Annotated in this window: 23 protein-coding genes; 19 read left to right on the top strand and 4 right to left on the bottom strand. The window is 54.2% G+C overall.

The genetic code is table 11. The features are described 5' to 3' along the window. Window positions 1-90 precede the first annotated feature (90 nt). The 16 genes from ligA to ACG2XO_RS14485 all read left to right on the top strand — a co-directional run bounded on the left by ligA (window position 91) and on the right by ACG2XO_RS14485 (window position 16,175). Window positions 91-2,535 carry an NAD-dependent DNA ligase LigA gene (gene ligA / locus ACG2XO_RS14560; RefSeq protein ID WP_410498717.1) on the top strand — a complete coding sequence of 815 codons (2,445 nt, stop codon included), beginning with the start codon at window positions 91-93 and terminating at the stop codon, window positions 2,533-2,535. Between the two features lie 137 nt (window positions 2,536-2,672). Continuing rightward, window positions 2,673-4,238: a PDZ domain-containing protein gene (locus ACG2XO_RS14555; RefSeq protein ID WP_410498716.1), complete on the top strand. Its 1,566-nt coding sequence runs from the start codon at window positions 2,673-2,675 to the stop codon at window positions 4,236-4,238. Between the two features lie 416 nt (window positions 4,239-4,654). Next, complete coding sequence (gene galU, locus ACG2XO_RS14550; protein ID WP_410500272.1) at window positions 4,655-5,530, top strand: UTP--glucose-1-phosphate uridylyltransferase GalU; 876 nt, start codon at window positions 4,655-4,657, stop codon at window positions 5,528-5,530. 199 nt (window positions 5,531-5,729) lie between these two features. Then, on the top strand, window positions 5,730-6,032 hold the full coding sequence (locus ACG2XO_RS14545) for a YqjD family protein (RefSeq protein ID WP_410498715.1): 303 nt from the start codon (window positions 5,730-5,732) through the stop codon (window positions 6,030-6,032). After that, window positions 6,032-6,415: a phage holin family protein gene (locus ACG2XO_RS14540; protein ID WP_410498714.1), complete on the top strand. Its 384-nt coding sequence runs from the start codon at window positions 6,032-6,034 to the stop codon at window positions 6,413-6,415. The genes ACG2XO_RS14545 and ACG2XO_RS14540 overlap by 1 nt, the downstream gene beginning before the upstream one ends. Next, window positions 6,408-6,674 carry a hypothetical protein gene (locus ACG2XO_RS14535; RefSeq protein ID WP_410498712.1) on the top strand — a complete coding sequence of 89 codons (267 nt, stop codon included), beginning with the start codon at window positions 6,408-6,410 and terminating at the stop codon, window positions 6,672-6,674. Before ACG2XO_RS14540 ends, ACG2XO_RS14535 begins: the two co-directional genes overlap by 8 nt. 63 nt (window positions 6,675-6,737) lie before the next feature. Continuing rightward, window positions 6,738-7,616 (top strand): cysteine synthase CysM, encoded by an 879-nt coding sequence (gene cysM, locus ACG2XO_RS14530; RefSeq protein ID WP_410498711.1) that lies wholly within the window; start codon window positions 6,738-6,740, stop codon window positions 7,614-7,616. Further along, window positions 7,613-7,885, top strand: coding sequence for a SemiSWEET transporter (locus tag ACG2XO_RS14525; protein WP_410498710.1), 273 nt, complete (start codon window positions 7,613-7,615; stop codon window positions 7,883-7,885). Before cysM ends, ACG2XO_RS14525 begins: the two co-directional genes overlap by 4 nt. Window positions 7,886-8,119: 234 nt before the next feature. Continuing rightward, window positions 8,120-8,998, top strand: coding sequence for a 3',5'-nucleoside bisphosphate phosphatase (locus ACG2XO_RS14520; protein ID WP_410498709.1), 879 nt, complete (start codon window positions 8,120-8,122; stop codon window positions 8,996-8,998). Window positions 8,999-9,050: 52 nt separating this feature from the next. Beyond that, complete coding sequence (locus ACG2XO_RS14515) at window positions 9,051-9,674, top strand: L-threonylcarbamoyladenylate synthase (RefSeq protein ID WP_410498708.1); 624 nt, start codon at window positions 9,051-9,053, stop codon at window positions 9,672-9,674. Window positions 9,675-9,758: 84 nt separating this feature from the next. Continuing rightward, on the top strand, window positions 9,759-10,400 hold the full coding sequence (locus ACG2XO_RS14510) for a site-2 protease family protein (protein WP_410498707.1): 642 nt from the start codon (window positions 9,759-9,761) through the stop codon (window positions 10,398-10,400). Window positions 10,401-10,424: 24 nt separating this feature from the next. Further along, window positions 10,425-10,820, top strand: a complete 396-nt coding sequence (locus ACG2XO_RS14505; protein ID WP_410498705.1) for a hypothetical protein — start codon at window positions 10,425-10,427, stop codon at window positions 10,818-10,820. Window positions 10,821-11,018: 198 nt separating this feature from the next. Then, complete coding sequence (locus ACG2XO_RS14500; RefSeq protein ID WP_410498704.1) at window positions 11,019-12,221, top strand: aspartate aminotransferase family protein; 1,203 nt, start codon at window positions 11,019-11,021, stop codon at window positions 12,219-12,221. 140 nt (window positions 12,222-12,361) lie between these two features. After that, complete coding sequence (locus ACG2XO_RS14495; protein ID WP_410498703.1) at window positions 12,362-12,988, top strand: 3'-5' exonuclease; 627 nt, start codon at window positions 12,362-12,364, stop codon at window positions 12,986-12,988. 195 nt (window positions 12,989-13,183) lie between these two features. Further along, window positions 13,184-14,476 carry a voltage-gated chloride channel family protein gene (locus ACG2XO_RS14490; protein ID WP_410498702.1) on the top strand — a complete coding sequence of 431 codons (1,293 nt, stop codon included), beginning with the start codon at window positions 13,184-13,186 and terminating at the stop codon, window positions 14,474-14,476. Between the two features lie 169 nt (window positions 14,477-14,645). Then, window positions 14,646-16,175 (top strand): M48 family metallopeptidase, encoded by a 1,530-nt coding sequence (locus ACG2XO_RS14485; RefSeq protein ID WP_410498701.1) that lies wholly within the window; start codon window positions 14,646-14,648, stop codon window positions 16,173-16,175. On the opposite strand, the gene ACG2XO_RS14480 is transcribed toward ACG2XO_RS14485, so the two are convergent. From ACG2XO_RS14480 to cysG, 4 genes are all read right to left on the bottom strand, one after another. Beyond that, window positions 16,172-16,930, bottom strand: coding sequence for a sulfite exporter TauE/SafE family protein (locus ACG2XO_RS14480; RefSeq protein ID WP_410498700.1), 759 nt, complete (start codon window positions 16,928-16,930; stop codon window positions 16,172-16,174). The genes ACG2XO_RS14485 and ACG2XO_RS14480 overlap by 4 nt on opposite strands. 8 nt (window positions 16,931-16,938) lie before the next feature. Continuing rightward, window positions 16,939-17,811 (bottom strand): DMT family transporter, encoded by an 873-nt coding sequence (locus ACG2XO_RS14475; RefSeq protein ID WP_410498699.1) that lies wholly within the window; start codon window positions 17,809-17,811, stop codon window positions 16,939-16,941. 137 nt (window positions 17,812-17,948) lie between these two features. Continuing rightward, window positions 17,949-19,565, bottom strand: coding sequence for a methyl-accepting chemotaxis protein (locus ACG2XO_RS14470; RefSeq protein ID WP_410498698.1), 1,617 nt, complete (start codon window positions 19,563-19,565; stop codon window positions 17,949-17,951). Window positions 19,566-19,654: 89 nt separating this feature from the next. Next, window positions 19,655-21,115: a siroheme synthase CysG gene (cysG, locus tag ACG2XO_RS14465; RefSeq protein ID WP_410498697.1), complete on the bottom strand. Its 1,461-nt coding sequence runs from the start codon at window positions 21,113-21,115 to the stop codon at window positions 19,655-19,657. 162 nt (window positions 21,116-21,277) lie between these two features. Here cysG and ACG2XO_RS14460 point away from each other — a divergent pair, with 162 nt between their 5' ends. The 3 genes from ACG2XO_RS14460 (at window position 21,278) to ACG2XO_RS14450 (ending at window position 23,344) form a co-directional block, all read left to right on the top strand. Beyond that, window positions 21,278-21,601: a c-type cytochrome gene (locus tag ACG2XO_RS14460; RefSeq protein WP_410498696.1), complete on the top strand. Its 324-nt coding sequence runs from the start codon at window positions 21,278-21,280 to the stop codon at window positions 21,599-21,601. Window positions 21,602-21,783: 182 nt separating this feature from the next. Further along, window positions 21,784-22,698 carry a protein-methionine-sulfoxide reductase catalytic subunit MsrP gene (gene msrP, locus ACG2XO_RS14455; protein WP_410498695.1) on the top strand — a complete coding sequence of 305 codons (915 nt, stop codon included), beginning with the start codon at window positions 21,784-21,786 and terminating at the stop codon, window positions 22,696-22,698. Window positions 22,699-22,768: 70 nt separating this feature from the next. After that, entirely contained in the window at window positions 22,769-23,344 is a 576-nt protein-coding gene (locus ACG2XO_RS14450) for a sulfite oxidase heme-binding subunit YedZ (RefSeq protein WP_410498694.1), read from the top strand. Window position 23,345 lies beyond the last annotated feature (1 nt).

Here is a 23,345-nt window from a genome sequence, read left to right as displayed (position 1 = left end):
TCCGCACCCCGTTAGCGTGACTACTTATGATTTAAAGCGCCGCTTCGATGAAGCGGCGTTTGTATTTGTGAAAAGAATCTGGAATACCTGATGACCGATTTTGCCCTGCAAGCCGCTGCTTTGCGCGAAAAACTCAATCAATACGCGCATGAATATTACGTCCTCGACGCGCCATCCGTTCCCGATGCCGAATACGACCGCTTATTTAACGAGCTGCAAGCGCTCGAAGCCGCTCATCCCGAGCTGCAAAGCGCCGATTCGCCGACTTTGCGCGTCGGCGGCAAGCCGCTGCCGCAGTTTGCGCCGGTGACTCATGTCGTGCCTATGCTGTCGATCCGTACCGAAACCGATGTGAGCGAGCAGGGTGCGTTGGCTTTTGACGCCAGCGTTCGCAAGGAATTGGCTTTATCCGAATCCGACCCGGCGGTCGAATACGCTGCCGAGCTGAAATTTGATGGCCTGGCGATCAATCTGCGCTATGAAAACGGCGTGCTGGTGCAGGCGGCGACACGCGGCGACGGTGCGAGCGGCGAAGATGTGACACAGAATATCCGCACCATCGGCCAGATTCCGCTGCGTCTTATCCCCCCCTTTATCAACCCCCAAGGGGGCAAACGAGGGGGGCTAGGGGGGATTTCTGCGTCGGCAGGATTTCCCTCCGTACTCGAAGTGCGCGGCGAAGTCTATATGCGGCGCGACGATTTTGCCGCGCTGAACGAGCGCCAGTTGAAAGCCGGTGAAAAAACTTTCGTCAATCCTCGAAATACGGCAGCCGGTGCCGTGCGCCAGCTCGACCCGAATATCGCCGCGCAACGCCCGTTGTCATTCTATGGGTATGGGCTTGGCGAGGTTGCTGGATGGGATGCGCAGCCCGATACCCATGCAGGTATTCTGGATGCCTTGCAGCAATTTGGTTTTCCGGTTTGCGATATTCGCGCCGTAGTGAGCGGTGGCGCAGGTCTGGCTGAATTTCACGCCAAAGTCGCTGCGCTGCGCGAAACGCTGCCGTTCGACATCGACGGTGTTGTCTACAAAGTGAACTCGCTGGAGCTGCAGGCCGAGCTGGGCTTCAGAACGCGCGAACCGCGCTGGGCCGTGGCGCACAAATACCCGGCGCAGGAAGCGCTTACCGTCGTTGAAGCAATCGACATTCAGGTTGGCCGCACCGGATCGCTGACGCCGGTCGCGCGGCTGGCGCCGGTGTTTGTCGGCGGCGTCACCGTGACCAATGCGACGCTGCACAATCAGGATGAAATCGACCGCAAGGACGTTCGCGTTGGTGACACTGTGGTCGTTCGTCGCGCTGGCGATGTGATCCCCGAAGTCGTTTCGGTGGTGCTGGAACGCCGACCAACCAAAGACCCTACCGATTTATTTAGTGAACCATTAAATGATCGATTCGATATTTTGGCTGAGTATCCTGTTTGCCCTGTTTGTGAATCAAAAACGGTGCGCGAGCCCGATGAAGCGCGCGTGCGCTGTACGGGCGGGCTGTTCTGCTCGGCGCAGCGCAAGGAAGCGCTCAAGCATTTTGCCGGCCGTCGCATGATGGATATTGAAGGCTTGGGCGAGCGCTATATCGACGAGCTGGTCGAGTTGGACTTTGTTCATAATCCGGCTGATTTATACCGGCTGACGTTGAATGATTTTCTCGAAATGAAGCGCCGTGCTGATGAACGCGATGGCACGGTGCCGGAAACCGTCAAGGCCGGGCAGGTGACAACGAAATGGGCCGAAAACCTGCTTGCCGCGATTGAAGCAAGCCGCCAGCCTCCCTTGGCGCGACTGATTTTCGCGCTCGGTATCCGGCATGTCGGTGAATCGACGGCCAAAACGCTGGCCGATTATCTGGGCGCCTTGGATCGCATCCGCCAAGCACCCGCCGCCTTGTTGCGGCTGCTGCCCGATATTGGCGCGACGGGCGCGGTCGCGATCGCCGACTTTTTTGCCGAAGCGCACAATGAAACCGTGATTGACGCTTTGCTCGCTGCAGGTGTAGTGCCGCAAGGCGAACACGCGCCGCATCCGGATTTGCGTGAACGTCTGAATCTGGCCGCGGTACTGGCTGCGCTCGATATTCCGAAACTGACGCTGACCCGCGCCACGCAAGTGTGCGGTGGCCTTGAGCGCTTGAGTCAGCTGCATGAATTCACTCTGGGGCGTTTGCAAGATTGCGGCCTGCCGCTGGACATTGCGCAATCATTGCAAGCGTGGCTGGCGGCCAATCCGGCTACGCTGGCGCAAATCGATCAGTTGCGCGAGCAATGGCTGGTTTTGATTCCCGCCGACAGTGCAGCCGGGCGAGGTGTTTTGAGCGGCAAAACGCTGGTGCTGACCGGCACTTTGCCGACGCTGAGCCGTGACGAAGCCAAGGCGCTGATCGAAGCCGCAGGCGGCAAGGTGGCAGGCAGTGTCTCGAAAAAAACCGATTTTGTCGTTGCAGGTGAGGCGGCAGGCAGCAAGCTCGATAAAGCGAGCGAGCTGGGAGTGCAAGTACTTGATGAGGGGGCTTTGCTAGCGATGCTGGCGAAGTAACTCACCATCAATGCATTTTATTGATGACATATATGCAATTGGTTGCAGTCGTGTAGACTCTGCACCGCCCGCGAAGGTGGCTGAGCGATGCAATGCTGCGCATATAATTCCAAATATTCCCATCACAGAGAGATTAGATGATGTTTTTAAATGATGTGTTATTGGCCGCTTTGAGGCTATGGAAACTTGTATACCTTTTTGCTGTAGTCGCTTTGATGACTGGCTGCGCTCCTATGATTCAGAACATGGTCGAAAGCAATGCGACTCCAGAGAGCATGGGCGTATCGACTGCGACCTATCGCAACTACGATTGTGCACATTTTCCCGGTTTGCTTGATGCCATGACAAAAGGGCAGCAGGATCCGTCTACGGAGCCATTTCAGCGCAAGGTGTATGGCTGGCATGTGGATGCAATTCGTCAAGTTCAACGTGAGAAAGGGTGTAATGGCGAAGGCGGCGGGATTGCCGTTAACCAACGTTTGCTGATGTATCACTATTGCTATGCTGCGGATGTGAATTCCCGCACCACTGTATCGTCGCTGGTATTCCAGCGCGGTACATTCGGCGACTCAAATTCCCAGAGCAAGTTAATGGACGCCTTGCAGTCGGAATTCCAGCGCGATGTCTTATTGCGTTATGGGATCAAGGAAAAAGCATCCTGCGTGACCGAAGACTCGATGAATAAGGCACAAGTTTCTCGAGATCGTCATCGGCGTATGTTTGGTGGAATAGACTTCACGCTGACTTATATTGATGTGTCTTGGAATCCGCGCGCGCAACAGATTGCTGCTTCTGCCAATCCTGCGAATATCAAACAGGGTTCGGTGGACAATTCATCAGTGGATGCCAAGCAGGCTGCAAAGGGAAATTTATCAGCTAAAGCCAAGCCAAGCACCAAGGGAAGCTCGCCGGCTAAAGCCAAGCAGAACGTAGAGAAGGATTTACCAGTTAATGCCTCGCAAGGCGTACAGGGCGATGCAACGCCATCGCCAAAAACACCTGGCATCGGCGTGAGAATGTCAGTGGTGAGCGATGAACTGGCGCAAGCTTTGCGTCTGCCTCCCCGCGAAGGTAAAGGTGGGGTGTTGGTTGTTGAGGTTATCAAGGGTGGCAATGCCGAGCGTGCTGGTTTGCGCCAAATGGATGTGATTTTGTATTTCGGAGGCTATCCGGTATATAAACCGATCGATCTGGCGCAGTTGGCTTCTCAAGATGCAGGTCTTAAACGGCGACTCCGGATTTGGCGTGATGGTGCCGAACAAGACCTGATGGTCGAGGTGGGGCCACCGCTTGATGCCAATCTGCAGGTCGGGGCGACAAAAGCGAGCCAGGCTCAAACGCCAAGAACTCCTGGAATTGGAGTGAAGATGTTGGAAGTAAGCGAGGAGCTGGCGCAAATGCTGCATCTGCCATCTCGTGCGGGAGGCGGCGGCGTATGGGTTGATGAGGTCATTCAGGGAGGCAATGCGGAGCGTGCTGGTTTACGCAAGATGGATGTCATTTTGTATTTTGGAGACAGTCCGGTGTATACACCGGATGATCTGAGACAGGTGGTTGCTCAAAGTACCGGGCTCACAAAACGGGTGCGGATTTGGCGGGATGGTGCAGGGCAAGATCTAATGATCGAGGTTGGCGCACCGCCGAGCAGTGGCGAGACTCTGACCAATGGACTGATCAATTTGTTAAATGTGATACCTTGGTAAATCATTTCACAGCACATACGGTGTTGATTTTGGCGGCGGGGTCTGCCCGCCGCCGGTTGCTCAAGCTCAGTTGTAGTCGTTGTATGAAAGACATCCTACCCCCCATTTCTGGTAACAGAGATGCGATGCCTAGCCAATTGTGAAGTTCTCACAAGTTCAATTTATTAAACATCGTGTTTGGTGTTGCTTCGGTTGACTTGTATGTTTATTTCATTGAACATGTCCTGATGCAAAAAACCGAAGCACTCCAACTGTTTGGCAGTCAGACCCGCTTGGCCGATGCGCTCGGGCTAGGACGTTCCGCCGTTTCGCAATGGCCGGATGAACTGAGTCTCAAGCAAGCCGATCAGGTGATGGGCGCCGCATTGCGGCTGGGTCTGCTCGTCGATCACAGCGCTTCTTCACAAGGAAATCCCATGCAAAAAATCCGTAAAGCTGTCTTTCCCGTCGCCGGAATGGGAACCCGCTTTCTGCCTGCGACCAAGGCGAGCCCGAAAGAAATGATGTCGGTGGTCGACAAGCCGCTGATCCAGTACGCCGTTGAAGAAGCGCTGGCGGCGGGGATTACCGAAATGATTTTCATCACCGGTCGTCACAAACGCAGCATCGAAGACCATTTCGACAAAGCGGGCGAGCTAGAAGCCGATCTGGAAGCCAAAAACAAGACCAAGCTGCTCGAAGTGCTGCGCGGCATCATTCCGAAATCGGTGACATGCATTTACATCCGCCAGCCTGAAGCGCTGGGTCTGGGTCATGCGGTGCTGTGCGCCAAGCCGGTCGTTGGTGACGAGCCTTTTGCGGTGATTTTGGCCGATGACCTGATCGACGGCGACGGCGTATCGGAAATGAAACGCATGGTCGACGTGTTTGGCGATACGCATTGCTCGGTGCTCGGCGTTGAAGAAGTCGCGCACGAGGAAACCGGCAGCTACGGCATCGTCGAAGTCAGCGAAAATTCAGGTCGTTTGCGCGTCGGCAATATTGTCGAGAAACCAAAGCCGGAAGAAGCACCGTCCAATTTAGCCGTCGTTGGCCGTTACATCCTGACGCCGCGCATTTTTCACCATCTGCAGCACGTCCAGCCGGGCAAGGGCGGCGAAATCCAGCTTACCGACGGGATTTTTGCACTGATGCAGGAGCAGCACATTCTGGCGCACAAGCTAGAAGGTACGCGTTACGATTGCGGCAGCAAGCTGGGCTTTCTGAAAGCTACGGTCGAGCTGGGTTTGAAGCACCATGAAGTTGGCGCTGAATTTTCTGCCTATATGAAAGAGTTTTGCCAAACCTTTTAAGTGCTAGTGCTTCTGGGTATGTCGATGCAGGGCAATCTGAATGATTGCCCTGTTTGCATACATGGCTAGGGTATGTGCGGTGAGGCTTTGTATTTTTTTACATCTATCGTCTGTTTGCCGCTGATTAGTTGTGCAAGTGCAGCAAGGCTTGTTTAAGATGAAATGGTTGTTTCCATCTTTCTCTTTTAAGGAGCTGTATATGTCTGAACAACTTGACTCGATGCTGATTGATGAAACCAAAGATGCGCTGAAAGAAACCGCGCAACTGATCGAAGCGGCGGCCAATGCTAATGGCGAAGAAGCCAAGCTGCTGTATGCGCGCATTGCTGATAATTTACGCAATGCCAAACGTCGCTTGGTCGAGCTCGAAGGCAATGCGGTCGAAAAAGCCAAGGTCGCCGCTAAACAGACCGACGAATACGTTCACGCTCATCCGTGGCAAGCTGTTGGCATCGGCGCGGCAGTCGGTTTGCTAATCGGCTTTCTGGTGGCGCGTCGCTGATGAAGCACGGTGATACTTTTCGTGCAGCACTGGGTGGCCTGATCGCCACCCGTTTTGCTTTATTCGGGCTGGAATTACGGGATGAAATCGACCGTGCTGCGCTGATGGTCGGTCTGGCGATTGCTGCGGCGCTGGCGCTGCTGCTGGCCATCAGCTTTGGCGGCCTGGCGCTGCTGTTCGGTTTCTGGCCTTACCGGATCTGGGTATGTGCTGGCGTTGGTCTGCTGTTTCTGGCGCTGGGGCTCTGGGCTTGGTGGAAAATGCGCCATTTCATGCATCTGGCCAGTGATCCTTTTCCGCTGACCAGCGAAGAATTTGCGCAGGATAGGAAATTGCTTGATGCCGCTTTTAGCGCCCCGAAGCAGGAGTCCAGTAATGACTAAGCCAAATCGTGAACAGAAAAAAGCTCATCTGGTGCTGCGCTCGCAACTGCACCGTTTGCAACTGGAAACGATGCTGCTCGAATCGCGGCGCCCGATCACGCTGGCCAGCTCGTTCATGGGCGGCGTGGCTTCCTGGGGCGTACTGAGCCGTCTGGCCGGAACGCTGGGCAAGGTGCACCCCTTACTCGGACGTTTGGCGCAGATGATGAAACTGGCCAGCGTGCTGCTGGCCGTCGCGAAGATGATGCGGAATAAATAATCTGAATGCGATGGGGTGTTTCTGCCTAGCGTATAATCATGCAACCTATGGAGCTACTGTTGCATGTTCAAATACCTCGAAGATTTCGTCGGAAACACCCCGTTGGTCAAGCTCAAGCGCTTACCGGGTCAGACCTCAAATACCATCTTATTAAAACTCGAAGGCAATAATCCGGCCGGGTCGGTCAAAGACCGGCCTGCGCTGTCGATGATTACCCATGCCGAACAACGCGGCGACATCCAGCCGGGCGACACGCTGATTGAAGCCACCAGCGGCAATACCGGCATCGCGCTGGCGATGGCTGCGGCGATGATGGGCTATCGCATGGTGCTGCTGCTGCCTAAAAATTCGAGCGTCGAGCGCGTCCAGACGATGAAGGCTTACGGCGCCGAAGTGATTCTGACCGAATCCATGGAAGACGCGCGCGACCGCGCCGAAGCGATGGCTGCCGCCGGGCAGGGCCTGATACTCGATCAATTTGCCAATCCCGATAATCCGCTCGCCCACTATGAAACAACAGGCCCTGAAATCTGGCGTGACACGCAGGGCACGATTACGCATTTCGTTTCGAGCATGGGAACAACCGGAACGATTATGGGAACGCGCCGTTATCTGAAAGAGCAAAATCCGGCGATCCAGATCGTCGGCGTTCAGCCTTGCGATGGCGCGCAAATCCCGGGTATCCGCAAATGGGCGCCGGAATACCTGCCGAAAATTTGCGATTTCTCGCTGATTGATCGCGTGATGGAAGTGACGCAAGCCGAGGCTGAAGAAATGACCCGCCGACTGGCACGCGAGGAAGGTATTTTTGCCGGAATTTCTTCCGGTGGTGCGCTGGCGGCTGCATTACGGCTCTCAGACACGCTGGAAAACGCCGTGATTGTCAGCATCGTTTGCGACCGCGGTGATCGTTACCTGTCGACCGGAGTGTTTCCTGCATGAATGCAGCCCAAATTGAAGTGATCGGCTTGATCGCGGGGACATTGACGACGATCTCGTTTGTTCCGCAAGTCTGGCAGGTCTGGAAAAGCCGCTCGGCCAAGGATATTTCACTCGGCATGTATGCGATTTTTGTCAGTGGCGTCGCACTGTGGCTGGGGTATGGGGTGCTGGCTGGCTCTGCGCCTGTGTTTCTGGCCAATACTGTTACCCTCATACTCGCTGGTGCGGTGTTGGTGATGAAAATCATCTTTGATCGCCGCGAAAAATAATCGCTGAAAATAGCTTGAACCACCGAGATATAGAGCAAGACCGTTGTAGTTTCTCTCTTTTTAAAGGGGGACTAAGGGGGATTTCTGCTCCGATTGAGTAACAAAACAGCGCCAATATTGCAAAAATCCACCCTGACCCCCTTTGCAAAAGGAGGGGCGATCCATTTGTGTGGAGACGTATGTCGCTGCGGCGGATTTTTTTTTCGTGTGCTTTTAACCTGATTCGAGATTTGTATGACCCCCGTTGACCTGCACTGCCACTCCAATATTTCCGACGGTCTGTTGCCGCCCGACGAAGTGGTGCGTAAAGCGCACGCGCGCGGCTGCCAGCTGTTCGCGCTGACCGATCACGACGACACGCGCGGTTTGGCGCTGGCCAAAGCCACCGCCGACGCGCTGGGAATGGCCTTCATCAATGGTGTCGAGATTTCGGTCAGTTGGGGTAAGCACACGCTGCACGTCGTTGGTCTTGGTTTTGACGCTGAAAACCCCGCCTTACTCGATGGCCTCGCGTATGTGCGCTCTGGGCGTGTCGAACGCGCCGAACGCATGGCCGCCGCGCTGGAAAAACTCGGTATCGAAGGGATTCTGGAAGGCGCTCGGGCGCACGCCGATAATCCGGAAATGATCAGCCGCTCACACTTTGCGCGTTTTCTGATCGAAACCGGCCGCTGCAAGGACATGAAATCGGTATTCAAGAAATTCATGGTGCGCGGCAAGCCCGGCTTTGTCGAGCACGAATGGGCGCGCTTGCACGATGCAATCGACTGGATCCGCGGTGCAGGCGGTGTTGCCGTGCTGGCGCATCCGGGGCGCTACGATATGGGCAATGAAACGATGCGCGTTTTACTGACCGAATTCAAACGTCTTGGCGGCGAAGCGATTGAAGTCGTTTCCGGCAGCCACGGCCACGCCGACGTCGGGCGCTTTAATCATCTGGCCAAAGAATTCGGCTATCTGTGTTCGAGCGGCAGCGATTACCACGCCACTGGCGAAGGCGCTCGCGAGCCGGGTTTGAATGCCGATTTGCCGATTGGCTGCGAGCCAGTGTGGACACGCTGGGCGCCGGATTTGAAACCTGTAGGGTCGCCTTCAGGCGACCTAGTCGGCTAAAGCCGACCCTACAGAATTATTTTAATTCTCAAGTAGAGAAAAGCAGAAAACCATGTCGCAATTTTTCTCCATCCACGCCGAAACGCCGCAAGCGCGTTTAATTAAACAGGCTGCCGATATTATCCGCAACGGCGGTCTGATCGTTTACCCGACCGATTCGTGTTACGCGCTCGGCTGTTCGCTTGATAATAAAGATGGGCTCGAGCGCATTCGCCGGATTCGTCAGCTCGACGACAAGCATCATTTCACGCTCTCGTGCAGCGATCTGTCGCAACTGGGCAGCTACGCCAAAGTCGATAACCGCACTTTCCGCATGCTCAAAGCCGCGACGCCAGGTAGTTATACCTTTATTTTGCAAGCGACCAAGGAAGTGCCACGCCGCGTCTGGCACCCGAAAAAACAGACCGTCGGCCTGCGTGTTCCTGACCATCCGGTGGCGCTGGCATTGCTCGACGAATTGGGCGAGCCTATGCTGTCGACAACGCTGTTGTTGCCGGGCGAGGAATATCCAATGACCGACGCGTGGGAAATCCGCGACCGGCTCGAGCGCGAAGTTGATCTGGTGATTGAGGGCGGCTATTGCGGCACCGAGCCGACAACCGTGGTCGATCTGTCCAATGATGCTCCCGAAGTGATACGCGAAGGGAAAGGGTCGCTGGCACCGTTTGGTCTTTAGTATTGGTGTAGCAATACATGCAAGGGTATTGTCATGCAACTCAATTAGTGTGTTGTTTGCAGCGATATACCCTAAAGGTAGAAAATGGAACTCAATCTGATTCAAACCATCGCCGTCTGGACTTTGCCGGTGCTGTTTGCGATTACTGCGCACGAAGCGGCGCATGCCTACGCAGCCAAACGGCTGGGCGATCCGACCGCGTTTTTAATGGGACGAATGACTTTTAACCCGATCAAGCATATTGATCCGGTCGGTACCATCATCCTGCCGCTGATTTGTGTGTTGCTGCCCGGCAGTTTCCTGTTCGGCTACGCCAAGCCGGTGCCGGTCAATTTCGCCGGATTGAACAATCCCAAAAGCGATATGCGCTGGGTTGCTGCGGCAGGGCCGGCGGCCAATCTGGTGATGGCGCTGATCTGGGCCTTGCTGTTTCGCTTTGCGGTCGCTCTCGAAGGCAATATGTTTCAGGTGCCGCTGGCCTTGATGGCGCAAGCAGGAATCCAGATCAATGTCGTGCTGATGGTACTTAATTTAATGCCGATTCCGCCGCTCGATGGCGGGCGGATTCTGGTGTCTCTGCTGCCCAATCATCTGGCGGCCATGGTTGCCCGTGTCGAGCCTTATGGTTTTTTCATCCTGATCGGTTTGCTCGCGACGGGTTTGCTGGGGCAGATTCTGGCACCGTTTATTCATCTGGTGATGCAACTGGTGACGCTGGTTTTGTAAGTCGTAGAACAAAGAGGCAAAACAATGAGCGATAAAAAACAGGGCGGCATCTGGTTGCCGATTGCTTTGATCGTGATCGGTGCTGGTTGGTTACTGCATAGACTGGCGGTTTTCCCCAGTGTGAACTGGATTGTCATTCTGGCATTGTTGGTTTCCGGTGCCGCCGTGTTGCTGCTCGAAGGCGTCAATAAATCGACCGTCGTGATCGGCCCGATGCTGATTGCCGGTGGTGTGACGACTTTTCTGCAGCAGCAATACGATCTGGCACGCTCGGTGCAATTTCCTTTACTGCTGATTTTATGCGGTCTGCTGATGCTGCTGGCGCGATCCGATCTGATTCGCCCGGCGCCGGAAAAACCCTGGCATCGTTCTCAGCGAGAACGATTAAGCGATCATGACAATTCCGCGCATTCAGAGTAACTGTATGGGTATATTAATGTAGCCATTTTGGATATTTGTGTTGATCGATATACCCCTGGTTGCACGGTTTAAATTTTGGCGTTTGGCGATGGGCGGATTGTTTTTTATAAAGAACAGTCCGTTTCCGATTCACTGATTATTTTGCAGCCGACGAGCTGCTAAGATGCATTCTGTATCTATTTAACTTAAGGATAAAAAATGGCTCTGACCCGCTCCGACTTTGATCAATATATGGTTCCCAATTACGCGCCGGCGGCTTTTGTTCCGGTGCGTGGCGCGGGTAGTCGCGTGTGGGATCAGAATGGCAAGGAATACCTTGATCTGGCTGGCGGTATTGCGGTGAACTCGCTGGGGCATTGCCATCCGGTGCTGGTCAAAGCCTTGACCGAACAGGCGCAAAAACTGTGGCATGTCTCGAACGTGTTTACCAACGAGCCAGCGCTAGCGCTGGCGAAAAAACTGGTCGATGCCACTTTTGCCGAGAAAGTGTTCTTCTGCAATTCGGGCGCCGAAGCGAATGAAGCCGCGCTCAAGCTGGCGCGTCGTGCTGCGATCGAGCGCTTTGGCGAGCAGAAACATCAGGTGCTCTCGACGCTCAATAGCTTTCATGGCCGGACGTTTTTTACCGTGACCGTCGGTGGTCAACCCAAGTATTCAGACGGCTTTGGCCCGAAACCACAAGGCATTGAATATTTCGAATACAACAATCTCGACAGCCTCAAAGCGCTGATCAATGACAATACGGCCTGCGTGATTATCGAGCCAATTCAGGGCGAGGGCGGCGTTTTGCCGGCTGACCCGGCTTTCCTGCAAGGCGCGCGCGAGCTGTGCGACAAGCACAATGCCTTTCTGATTTTTGACGAAGTGCAAACCGGAATGGGTCGCACCGGTTCCTTGTTTGCATATCAGGAATACGGCATCGTTCCGGATATTCTGACCAGCGCAAAAAGTCTCGGTGGGGGTTTCCCGATTGGTGCGATGCTGACGACTGCCGACATCGCCAAACATCTGGTCGCCGGAACGCACGGTACGACCTACGGCGGTAATCCGCTGGGTTGCGCCGTGGCCGGAGCGGTGCTCGACGTGATCAATACGCCCGAAGTGCTGGCGGGTGTTCGCGTCAAACACGACAAACTGAAAGCGGGTGTTGAAGCCATCAATGCCAAATACGGCGTATTCAAGGAAGTGCGCGGTATGGGCTTGCTGATGGGCTCGGTGCTGGCTGACCCATACAAAGATCGCGCCAAGGATGTTTTGAACGCCGCCGCCGCAGAAGGCCTGATGGTGCTGATGGCGGGGCCAAACGTCGTGCGTTTTGCGCCATCCTTGGTGATTACAGATGAAGAAATCGAAACGGCGCTGGCAAGGTTCGAGAAGGCGCTGGCTGCTTTTGTCGGTTAAATAATTGCTTGCTGTCATGCTGAAAAACCCGGTGAGAACCAGCGGGTTTTTTTCTGACTGTGTTTTGATCAAGGGGGCAAGCCCCGCATTTGGCACTTCACGCGTATACTGCGCAGCTGCTTGTTTTTGTGAATATGCTCATGCGCCATCATCCACCGAGTAAAGCGCAAACGGATTTGTTTCCACCGTTTGCCGGTCTGACTTTAAGCGCGATCTGCGTGCCTCAAACGGCTGCCGAGCTGGCTTTGGCGCAGCAAGAGCTGGCGCGTCAGCGTTTTGTCGGTTTTGATACCGAATCCAAGCCGGTTTTTCGTGTTGGTGAAGTGCCTTCCGGTCCGCATGTGGTGCAGCTCGCTACCGCGGAGCGGGCGTATATTTTTCAGCTTCAATGCGCGCAAACGCATGCTGTGGTCGCCGAATTACTTGCCAATCCTGATCTGGTCAAAGTCGGTTTCGGCCTGCAATCAGATCGCGCCGATATACGCAGAAATCTGGGCGTCGAGCTCGCTGGCGTGTTTGATCTCGATGTGATTTTCCGTCGGCATGGCTACAGCGCAACGCTGGGCGCCAAAAGTGCCGTCGCACTGGTTTTGCGACAGAAATTTACCAAATCGAAACGCGTCAGCACGTCGAACTGGGCGCAGGCCAAACTGCAGGATAATCAGCTGCTCTACGCGGCCAATGATGCTTATGCCGCGCTGAAAGTGTTTACTGCGCTCAAATTAAGCCCGCCCGAACTGGTGCAATATGGGCTGCCTGCCGATTAAGCGCGTCCTCCTGGAGGCATAGGTATCTACACAACTCAGAAAGTGGAAAAAAATCTTTAATCCATCATACCGGCCTACGGCGGTATGACGATTTGCTGAGATAGCTACCTAATCAGGAATTTGATTGAGCTGAATCAATCTGCAAGCAGACTCGCTTCAAGCTAAAATAGCGCACGATCCTGCTTCGTAAAGCTCATGTCCAAATCTGCCTATTCTCGCAATTATTACCGCGATGTCCTGCACGACATCCTGCTCTGGCTACCACTTTGTGTTGTCGTCGGTGTGTTGGGTGGTGCGGCTGCGGCGGTGTTTTTATGCTCGCTCGATTGGGTGACACAGACGAGAATTGCGCATCCGCAACTGATCTGGGGTTTGCCGGTCGCCGGATTTGTCGTTGCCTGGCTGTATCTGCGCTTTGGCCAGGATGTTGAAGCCGGCAATAACCTGCTGATCGACGAGATTCACGATCCGAAAGCAATTATTCCGCTGCGTATGGTGCCGCTGGTGCTGTTTGGTACGCTGGCTTCGCATCTGTTTGGCGCGTCGGTCGGTCGCGAAGGAACTGCAGTCCAGATGGGCGGCGCGCTGGCTGACCAGTTGACCCACTTGACCCGGCGCAAGAATGAAGGCCGTCGCGTTTTGCTGATGGCCGGAATCAGCGCCGGTTTTGCCGGTGTTTTCGGCACACCGCTGGCCGGTGCGGTATTTGGCGTTGAAGTGCTGGCGCTGGGCATGCTGCGCAATAATGCGATCTTGCCTTGTCTGGTTGCTGCACTGGTCGCCGATGGTGTGGTGGCTATGCTCGGCAATCTATGGGGTTTTCATCATACGCATTACAGCGTCGGTGCGGTTCCTCAATTGACGCTGTGGCTGGCTTTGATGGTGCTGATTGCCGGTGCGATTTTCGGTGGTGCGGGCAAGCTGTTTGCCGATGGTGCACACTGGATGGGTATGCAGTTCAAACGAATTCACTATGCGCCATTCAGGCCGGTACTGGGTGGGAGTATTTTGGCAATTGTCGTGATGACTTTGGGCGCTGAGCGTTATATCGGGCTGGGAATCCCGGTGATCATCGATGCTTTTGCGCAACCATTGAGCTGGGTCGATGCGCCGCTGAAATGGCTGTTTACGATTTTCTCGCTCGGCGCCGGATTTAAAGGCGGCGAAGTCACACCACTGTTTTTTATTGGCGCAACGCTGGGCAATGCGCTCGCTCCGTTGCTCGATCTGCCATTCCCACTGTTGGCCGGGCTGGGTTTTGTCGCGGTGTTTGCCGGCGCGAGCAATACGCCGCTGGCGTGTACGCTGATGGCGATTGAATTGTTCGGCGCATCGATTGCGCCGTATGCCTTGCTGGCGTGTGCAATGGCGCATCTGTGCTCGGGACACAGCGGCATTTATAAGGCGCAGCGCATGGGTTCGGGCAAGGGCAGGGCACTGGCCGAGAGCGAAGCCAGTACCCGCTTGGCTGATTGGACTCGACGCTAAATACCTGTCCAGGGTATTGCCACAAGGCCAAAGCATTGATTGCTCCAGTGGAATATACATCGGTATGCGTTGTTGCATATTTGCCGTGCACAGCGGCTTGCTGTTCTGAAATCACGACAGTCTCGGTTACAGTTTCAGTCATTAAAATGCAATGATGATTTGAGGCAATATGGACGATCAGGCTTACGAGCATCTGGTGCTGGGCTTGCAAACTCAGGCCGAGCGGGCCCCAGCGTGGTTTCGCAGTAAAGTGATTCTAATCAGTGTCGGTGCGTATGTATTGCTGTTTGCATCGCTGATCTTGCTCGGCTTGCTGCTATTCTGGGCATTCTCTTTGTGGCAGCAACGCCATTCGATTGTCCAGTTGCTGATTTTGCTCGGTCTGGCGGCCAGTGTGATTCAGGTTCAGTGGATCGTTATCAAAATGTTCCTGACCCGGCTGCCCAAGCCTGAAGGCATTGAAATTCACGCGCAAGACGCGCCCAAATTATTCCAGTTGCTAAAGCAGCTACGCCGCCAACTCAAAGGCCCGGCGATTGATCACGTTTTGATTACCGATGACTTTAACGCCGCGATTTGTCAGCGGGCGCGTTCAGGGTTGTTTTTTGCGCATCGTAATTATTTATTGCTCGGCCTGCCGTATTTGATGGGAATGGCGCCGAAGGAAATGTACGCAACTCTGGCGCATGAATATGGGCATATTGCGGGTAGTCACGGCAAATTGGGTGCGTGGATTTACCGGCAGCGCCGTACTTTTGGCGCATTGCACGCGCACAGCGAGGCCAATGCCGACAATGACACGATTAATCAGGTTTTTGCGCAGATTCTGGCGCGATTTTCCTATTACTTTAATGCGTATACCTTTGTGTTGTCGCGCGAAGAGGAGTATCAGGCCGACGCCGTGGCGACGCAGCTGGTCGGCAGCAAACAGAATGCCAGCAGCCTGATTCGTGGCGATTTGCTCGCTCGCTGGCTCAGTGAAGACTTCTGGCCCAAATTGTACGCCCAAGCCAAAACGCGTGAAAAACCACTGTTTATGCCGTATAGCGCCTTGCCTTTGGCGCTCAAGGCCGCGCGCGACGATTGGGCGACTTTGCCGCGTTTGCGCGCTGCGTGGGCACAGAACTCCGACGTATACGATACGCATCCCTGTTTGCGTGACCGGGTACAGGCTACGGGTGAGCGCTGTGAAATGCCGGCGGAGCTGACGCACAGCGCGGCGGATGTTTTGCTGGGTTCCTTGGCTGCGAAGCTGATCAAGCAGCTGGATCAGCAATGGTGGGCAAAAGAGCAAAAACAATGGCAGCAATACCATCGCCAGCGCCAGCGTGATCTGGCCAGAATGACTCAATTGGGCGAGCAGGCGCTGGCGTCTTTAACGGTTGGCGAAGCACAGGAATATGCCATTTTATTGCACGATTATGATTCGGCCGCCGAGGCGAAAGTGGTGCTCGAGCATATTTTGCAAAGACCTGGTGAACAATACCCCAAACCGGTGCTGCTCTACGGACGGATTTTGCTTGAAGAGGGTGCTCGGCGCGGTCTGGATTATTTAAGCCAGGCGGTCTTGCTTGCGCCCGGTTTGTTTGATGAAGCTGCAGGTATCGCTTGTCGCTGGCTGGTACAGCATGAGAGCGAAGCCAGTGCCGAGCAATGGTTTGAGCAATTGGTCGAAACGCTGCCCGACGTGAACCATTAAGCCATGAGTTGCTGGTAAACCAGTTTGCCGAGCAGCAGTAGCGCCAGTAGCAGAAACAGCCGTCGTACCCAGTGATTGCCACCGCGCAGCGCCAGCTGGCTACCTAGCTGTGCGCCGGCTATATTGGCGATCGCCATCGGAATCGCGTAGCCGAACAGCACCAGTTTGGCTGGGATGAAAAACAGCAGCGCAGCGGCGTTGGTCGTCAGGTTGACGATTTTGGCGCACGCCGTCGCGCGCAGAAAATCAAAATGGAAAAAGCGCACAAACAGAAAGACCAGAAACGAGCCGGTGCCGGGGCCAAAAAAACCGTCATAAAAACCGATTAGCGCACCGAGTAGCATTCCGATCATGACATCCTGCCGAGTCAGCTCGCGCTGTGCATCGACCTGACCCAGCGCAGGTCGGCGCCAGGTGTAAAACAGCATTCCGGCCAGCAGGACAATAATCAGCGGGCGGATGATTGCGCTGGGCAGCTGATTGGCCAGTTGCGCACCGGCGAACGAACTGGCAAAGGCAGTGGCAGCGCTTGGCAGAATGACCCGCCAGGGTATCTTGATGCGGCGCAGGTAATTCAAGCTCGCTGAGGCAGTACCCCAGATGGAAGCAAATTTATTACTGCCCAGCAGTGCGGTCGGATTGGCATTGGGCAGCGCAGCAAACAGCGCCGGAATCTGGATCAGCCCGCCACCGCCAACCGCAGCATCGATCAGCCCGGCAAGAAAAGCCAACGGGATTAAAAATAGAAACTCCACGAAATCGCTCAGGTTTTACGGCTAAAAGGGTTAAAGCCGGTTACTAAAGCTGTGCCGAGCAGAATGATCAGCGCGCCAACGACCGTATTGCTGCCGATGTGTTCACCGAGAAATACGGCTCCCCAGAGCACGCCAAACACCGGAATCAGAAAAGTCACGGTGAGCGTCGACGCCGCGCCGATTTCTCGCACCAACCGGAAATACAATAAATAAGCGATCCCGGTACAAAGTACCGCCAGCCCAAAAATGGCGACCCAGACCCACGGCGTCGGGCTGCTGATGGGCTGACTGTTGGTAAATAGTGGCAGCATCAGCAGGCTGGCACCCCACATGCTGCCGTGGGCCATCTGGAATGGCGCGACATGGCTGGCTTTGAGTTTGGTATAGGCGCTGGCCAATCCATAACACAGCGTGGCAGTCAGGCAGGCGATAATGCCCAATGCCGCGCCGGGCTGGCTGATGATGCGGTCAAAGCCGACCAGTACCGCGACGCCAGCCATGCCCAGCAGCAGGCCGATGCACACTTTGAAGGCGGGCATTTTTTGCATCAGCACCGCCATAATGATCGCACCCCAGATCGGCGCTGTGGCATTCAGAATCGACATCATCGAGGCATTGAGCGTTTTGGCGGCAAAACCATAAGCCAGAAAGGGCAGTGCCGTATTGAATAGCCCGATAAACAAATATTCGCGCCAATGCTGGATAGCAAAAGACTGCTTGATCATGACGGCGACCAGCGCCAGAAACAGCGCTGCCAGACCTATTCGCGAGCTGATCAGCCAGATTGGCCCCAGGCTGGGAACCGCAATGCGCAAGAACAGAAAGGAAGCGCCCCAAATGGCGGCAAGCAAAATCAGTCGGCTGGCGTTGGCAAAATTCATGGTATTTTTTTCTGGCGATGATGAGGTCGATTGTGCGGTGTGTTGCTCATGCTGGGGCTTGGGGGTTTCCCGTATGGCGGCAGTTTGAAAAAAAGCCACGAGGCTAACTCGTGGCTTTTCGATGGAGGCTTGCTGTTTTAAACGCGATAGCGGGATACCGATTGTTCTAGTTCCTGCCCCAGCTGGCGCAGTCGTTCGCCTTCCGACGCCGTTTGCTGGGCGACGGTGCTGGTTTCTTCGCTCATTTGCGCGACGCGCTCAACTTGCTGCGCCATCACATTGCTGGCGCTGCTTTGCTCGCGCATCGAGCTGGAAATCTCGCTGACCTGATCGACGACTTCGTCGGTACTGCGGCGGATGCTGGCGATGGCAGAGCTGGCTTGTTGCGCATGTCTAACGCCTTCATCGACGTGGCGTACGGTTTCCTGCATTGCATTGACGGTTTGGGTGGCTTCATGCTGGATCGCCGCGACCATATTGGCGATTTCCTGTGTCGAGCTGCCGGTTTGTTCGGCCAGTTTGCGCACTTCGTCGGCGACAATGGCAAAGCCGCGGCCCATTTCGCCGGCGCGAGCTGCTTCGATCGCGGCGTTGAGCGCCAGCAGATTGGTCTGATCGGCGATGGCTTTGATGACATTGATCACGCTACTGATATTGATGCTGCGCTCTTTGAGCGTTTCAATCTGCTCGGCGGCGGTACGCACCTGATTGGCAATCTGGTTGATGCTGTTGATCGTTTCGTCGATGACCTTGCCGCCAGTCGAAGCCTGACGACCCGCTTCGCGCGCGGTCTGGTCGCAAACATGTGCACGATCTGCGACATGGCTGATGCTGGTGGTGACTTCTTCAACGCCGGCGGCCATGCTCGAGGCCGAGTCGGAAACCCCGCTTGATGAGCTCGATAGCTGAGTGCTGGCGCTCGACAGTGTACTCACCGAAACAGAGAGGTTCTGGCCAACGTGATGCAGTTGGCGCAGGCTGCTTTGCATCGTATCGAGCAGGCCATTGAGCGCGGTCAGCGATTCGCCAATTTCATCGCGGCTATTGCTGATTTTAACCCGGCGGGTGAAATCGTAGTTGTGGCTCAGATCAAGTAAAAACTGGCGCATTTCGTTCAGAGAGCGATTGATACCCTGACGTAGCGGCAGCCCCAGCGCCAGAATGGTGATGATGCTGACCAAGCCTAAAATGACCGCCAGATTTAACGAGAATGCAATCGCTTGGTTGACGTCAGTTGTGAGGCTATTACTGAGTTTGACATTGTAAGTAATTGCGGTTTCGAATGCTTCATCGACAGCGTTGCCTTTGGGGGTCGCTTTGTCCTGAATGGTATAGCTGGCAAGGGCTTTATCATTTTGGATCGACTGTTCTAGTGTTTTGTCGTATTCGATGTGCGCCGCTTTCATCGCCTGGTTAATCGCCGCGAGATTCTGCTTGTCAGTATCATCAAGCACCCACTTCTCATAGTCAGCTAATTGCTGGTCTACTTCCTTGGACAAATCCCAGTAAGTTTTGACCAGTGCTTTCATTTTGTCTTCGTCGGTTTCGCCGATATGGGTGCGCAGTACCACCCGCATCTTGAGAAAGTCTTTTTGTGCCGTGTTCAGTGTGATTATCGAAGGCAGAATATTATCGGTAATTTGATAGCTGGCTTGTTTGACATTGCCCATGAAAACATAATTGATTCCGGCGCTCACCAGTGCAATGGTGACAATGACTGAAATCATGAGCAGGAGCTTTTGGGCGATTTTCATGTGTTTAATTCACTTCTATGAGTTGATGATCGACACTTGACGAGTGTGTCCAATATATAACATCACTTGCAAGATAAACATCAGTAAGATTACTTAATTGTTGGCTTATCCATTGAAAGGTGGATTTGATTTTCGGCGCTGAATGGCGCGCTGTCATTGCGCCAATTGAGCTGTTCGTGCAGTTTGACGACGTCACCGATGATCAGTAATGCCGGTGGCTTTATATTAGCTGTTGTGATGCTTGCCGCCAGCTGATCGAGCTGACTGATGACAACGCGTTGCTGTGCGGTGGTGGCGCGTTCGATGATGGCGACCGGGGTATTGCTCTGTCGACCATGATAAATAAGTTGTTCAGCAATATACCCAGCCTGGGCAACGCCCATATAAACGACGACCGTTTCGGCTGGATTGACCAGTCGTGGCCAGTCTAGCTCGGGCTTGATGTCACCATCACCTTCGCGGCCTTCACGTCGGTGTCCGGTGACAAAAGTGACCGATTGCGCGTAATCACGATGAGTGAGCGGAATGCCGGCATAGCACGAAGCGCCTGCTGCGGACGTAATACCGGGAACGACTTCAAACGGGATTTGCGCGGCAGCCAGCTCGGCGATTTCTTCGCCGCCACGTCCGAAAATAAACGGATCGCCGCCTTTCAGTCGCAAGACCTTTTTGCCTTGCTGTGCCAGCCTCACCAGTAACAAATTGATTTCTTCCTGTGGCAGCGCGTGATTGCTCGACTTTTTGCCGACATAAATCCGTTCGGCGTCACGGCGTACCAGATCCATGATTTCCTTGGACACCAGATTGTCGTACAACACGACATCGGCCTGTTGCATCAGCCGTAGTGCACGGAAAGTCAGCAAATCGGGATTGCCAGGACCGCTGCCAACCAGATATACCGCCCCCTGTATAGGTTGTTGATCCTTTTCCAGCATGTCCTGCAGGGCAATACGTGCCGATTCGATTTGTCCGCTAAAAACCTGATCGGGAATCGGGCTGGCCAGTACGTTTTCCCAGAATTCACGTCGCGCAGCCGGATCGGGCAATTTTTCTTTGCTGAGCTCGCGCAATTGTGCTGCGAGGCGTGCCAGATCGCCCCAACCGTGTGGAATCAGCGCTTCCAGTTGTGCGCGTAGATGGCGAGCCAGCACCGGAACGCCGCCGCCAGTCGAAATGGCAATCGTCAGCGGCGCGCGATCAACAATGGCCGGAGTGATAAAACGGCTATGCGTCGGGTCATCGACGGCATTGACCAGAATGCCTGCCGCTTCGCAGGCGGTAAAGACGGCCTGATTGATTGCGGGATCATCCGTTGCAGCAATCACCAGCCGTTGGCCATTAATCTGCTCCGGTGAAAATGTGGTCGCTTGCCAGTCTACTGTTCCGGCTTGGACTTGCTCTTGAATACCCGGGCAAATGTCTGGCGCAATAATGCGAACGCTCGCGCCGGCCGATTGCAATAGGCGCAATTTGCGCAAGGCAATTTCGCCGCCACCGATAATCAGGCATGCTTGCTGTTTCAAATTAATAAATAGCGGAAAGTAATCCATTTCGATCCCTGCGAAGTCAGCTTGCTATTGTCGCCCGAGATGAGCAGTTTGCGGAATGAGATTTGCGGGCTTTTTTGATTAAAGTCGATTGCGACATGTGTAATTTATGCCATGCTGCAAATGAATGGCGAGTGTAACGCTGACTTCAATCGGGAGAACAAGATGGTCGTGACAAAAATGATGGGTGCCAAAGTTGTGCTGGGTGTGGCCTTGCTGGTGGCGGGCTCTGTGCAAGCGGCGGGAATTGAAGACGCGATGAAAGCAAAAAACTGCTTTGCTTGTCATTCGATCGATAAAAAAATCGTTGGGCCTTCCTATAAGGAAGTGGCGGCAAAATATAAAGGCGATAAATCCGCGGTGAGCAAACTGGCGCTGAAAATCCAGAAAGGCGGCTCCGGCGTTTGGGGCGCGGTGCCGATGGCACCCAATCCAGTCACCGATGCGGAAGCCAAGCAAATGGCCGAATGGGTATTGGCGCGAAAATAGACAGTCGAGTGCCTGAACAAGTGCATAAAAACGAGCCAGCTTGGCTCGTTTTTGCATTCTGCGCAGGTTTTATCGCAAGGTTGAGCAAACGATTGGATTGGAGTCGTTATGGAACAAACCGCGTAGCATCAGTCTAAGCTGTATTGTTTAAACGCCGCACTCAAACGCCATGGAGCCTCATCATGTTGATCCGCCGTCCCAGTGATATTTTGCCGTCTGAAATTACCCCGCCGGAAGTTTTTCTGAATCGGCGGCAGTTTATGCTGGCTGCTGCGGGTAGTGCTTTGCTGGCCGGAGAGGCGATGGCGGCGCTCAAGAGTGCGCCCAGCCCTTATTCAACAGGCGAAAAAATGAATAGCCTGAAAGAAATCACGACTTACAATAATTTTTACGAATTTGGCACGGATAAAAGCGACCCAGCGGAAAAGGCGAGCAGCTTGAAAACCAGACCATGGCAAATTGTCGTTGAAGGTGAAGTGGGCAAGGCCAGAATATTCGGCATTGAAGAGATTCTGAAGCTGGCTCCGCTTGAGGAGCGTATTTATCGCCTGCGCTGTGTCGAAGGCTGGTCGATGGTGATCCCCTGGATCGGTATTCCGCTGGCCAGTTTGCTCAAACAGGTGCAGCCGACTGGTAATGCCAAATTTGTCGCATTTGAAACTCTCAATGATCCGACGCAGATGCCGGGCGTCAAACGTCAGGTGCTCGACTGGCCTTATCGCGAAGGTTTGCGTATCGATGAGGCGATGCATCCGTTGACCATTCTGGCCGTCGGTTTGTATGGCGAAGTTTTACCAAAGCAGAATGGTGCGCCGATTAGGCTGGTTGTGCCGTGGAAATATGGTTTCAAAAGCATCAAGTCCATCGTCCGGATCCGCCTGCAGACGCAGCAACCGGTAACCAGCTGGAACCAATCGGCACCGAATGAATACGGCTTCTATTCGAATGTCAATCCAGCCGTTGATCATCCACGCTGGAGTCAGGCGAGCGAGCGGCGTATCGGCGAGTATTTCAAACGCAAAACCTTGCCTTTTAATGGTTACGCCGATCAGGTTGCCAGTCTGTACAAAGGCATGAATCTGATTAAGAATTTTTAGGGGTATATTGCTGAATGTATTTATTTGTATTGTCTGTATTGATACACCTTGATGTGGTATTTTCTTTTTGATGACCTTGTTGCGCAACTGGTGCTTGTGGTTTTTGATCAGCTTGCTGCCGCTGCTGCGGGCGGTGTATCTGGTGCTGCAAGGTGATTTGGTCAATCCGATTGAATTTATTACCCGCTCTACCGGAACCTGGACGCTGGTGTTTCTAATGCTGACTTTGAGCATGACGCCATTGCGGCAACTGACTGGCTGGTCCGGCTGGCAGCAATATCGCCGGATGCTGGGCTTGTATGCGTTTTTCTATGTGTGCTTGCATTTTACGACTTATATTTGGCTCGATCAGTTTTTTGATTGGCCAGGCATGGTCGCCGATGTAATCAAGCGTCCTTTTATCACTTTGGGATTTGCTGCGTTTGTATTGCTGATTCCGCTGGCGATGACCTCGACCAATGGCATGATGCGTCGTTTGAAACGGCGCTGGGGGCAGTTGCACCGTCTGGTGTATCTGATCGCCATACTTGGCGTAACGCATTATTGGTGGCTGGTGAAAAAAGATCTGACGCAACCGGTGATCTACGCCGTGATTTTATTGATTTTACTGCTCTGGCGAGTGCAGTTTCGGCTCAGGCGTGGCTGAG

This window comes from Chitinibacter sp. S2-10 (assembly GCF_046530675.1).
Taxonomy (GTDB): Bacteria; Pseudomonadota; Gammaproteobacteria; order Burkholderiales; family Chitinibacteraceae; genus Chitinibacter.
Note: the sequence above shows the minus strand (reverse complement) of the source record. Positions and strands in the feature narration are given on the sequence as shown.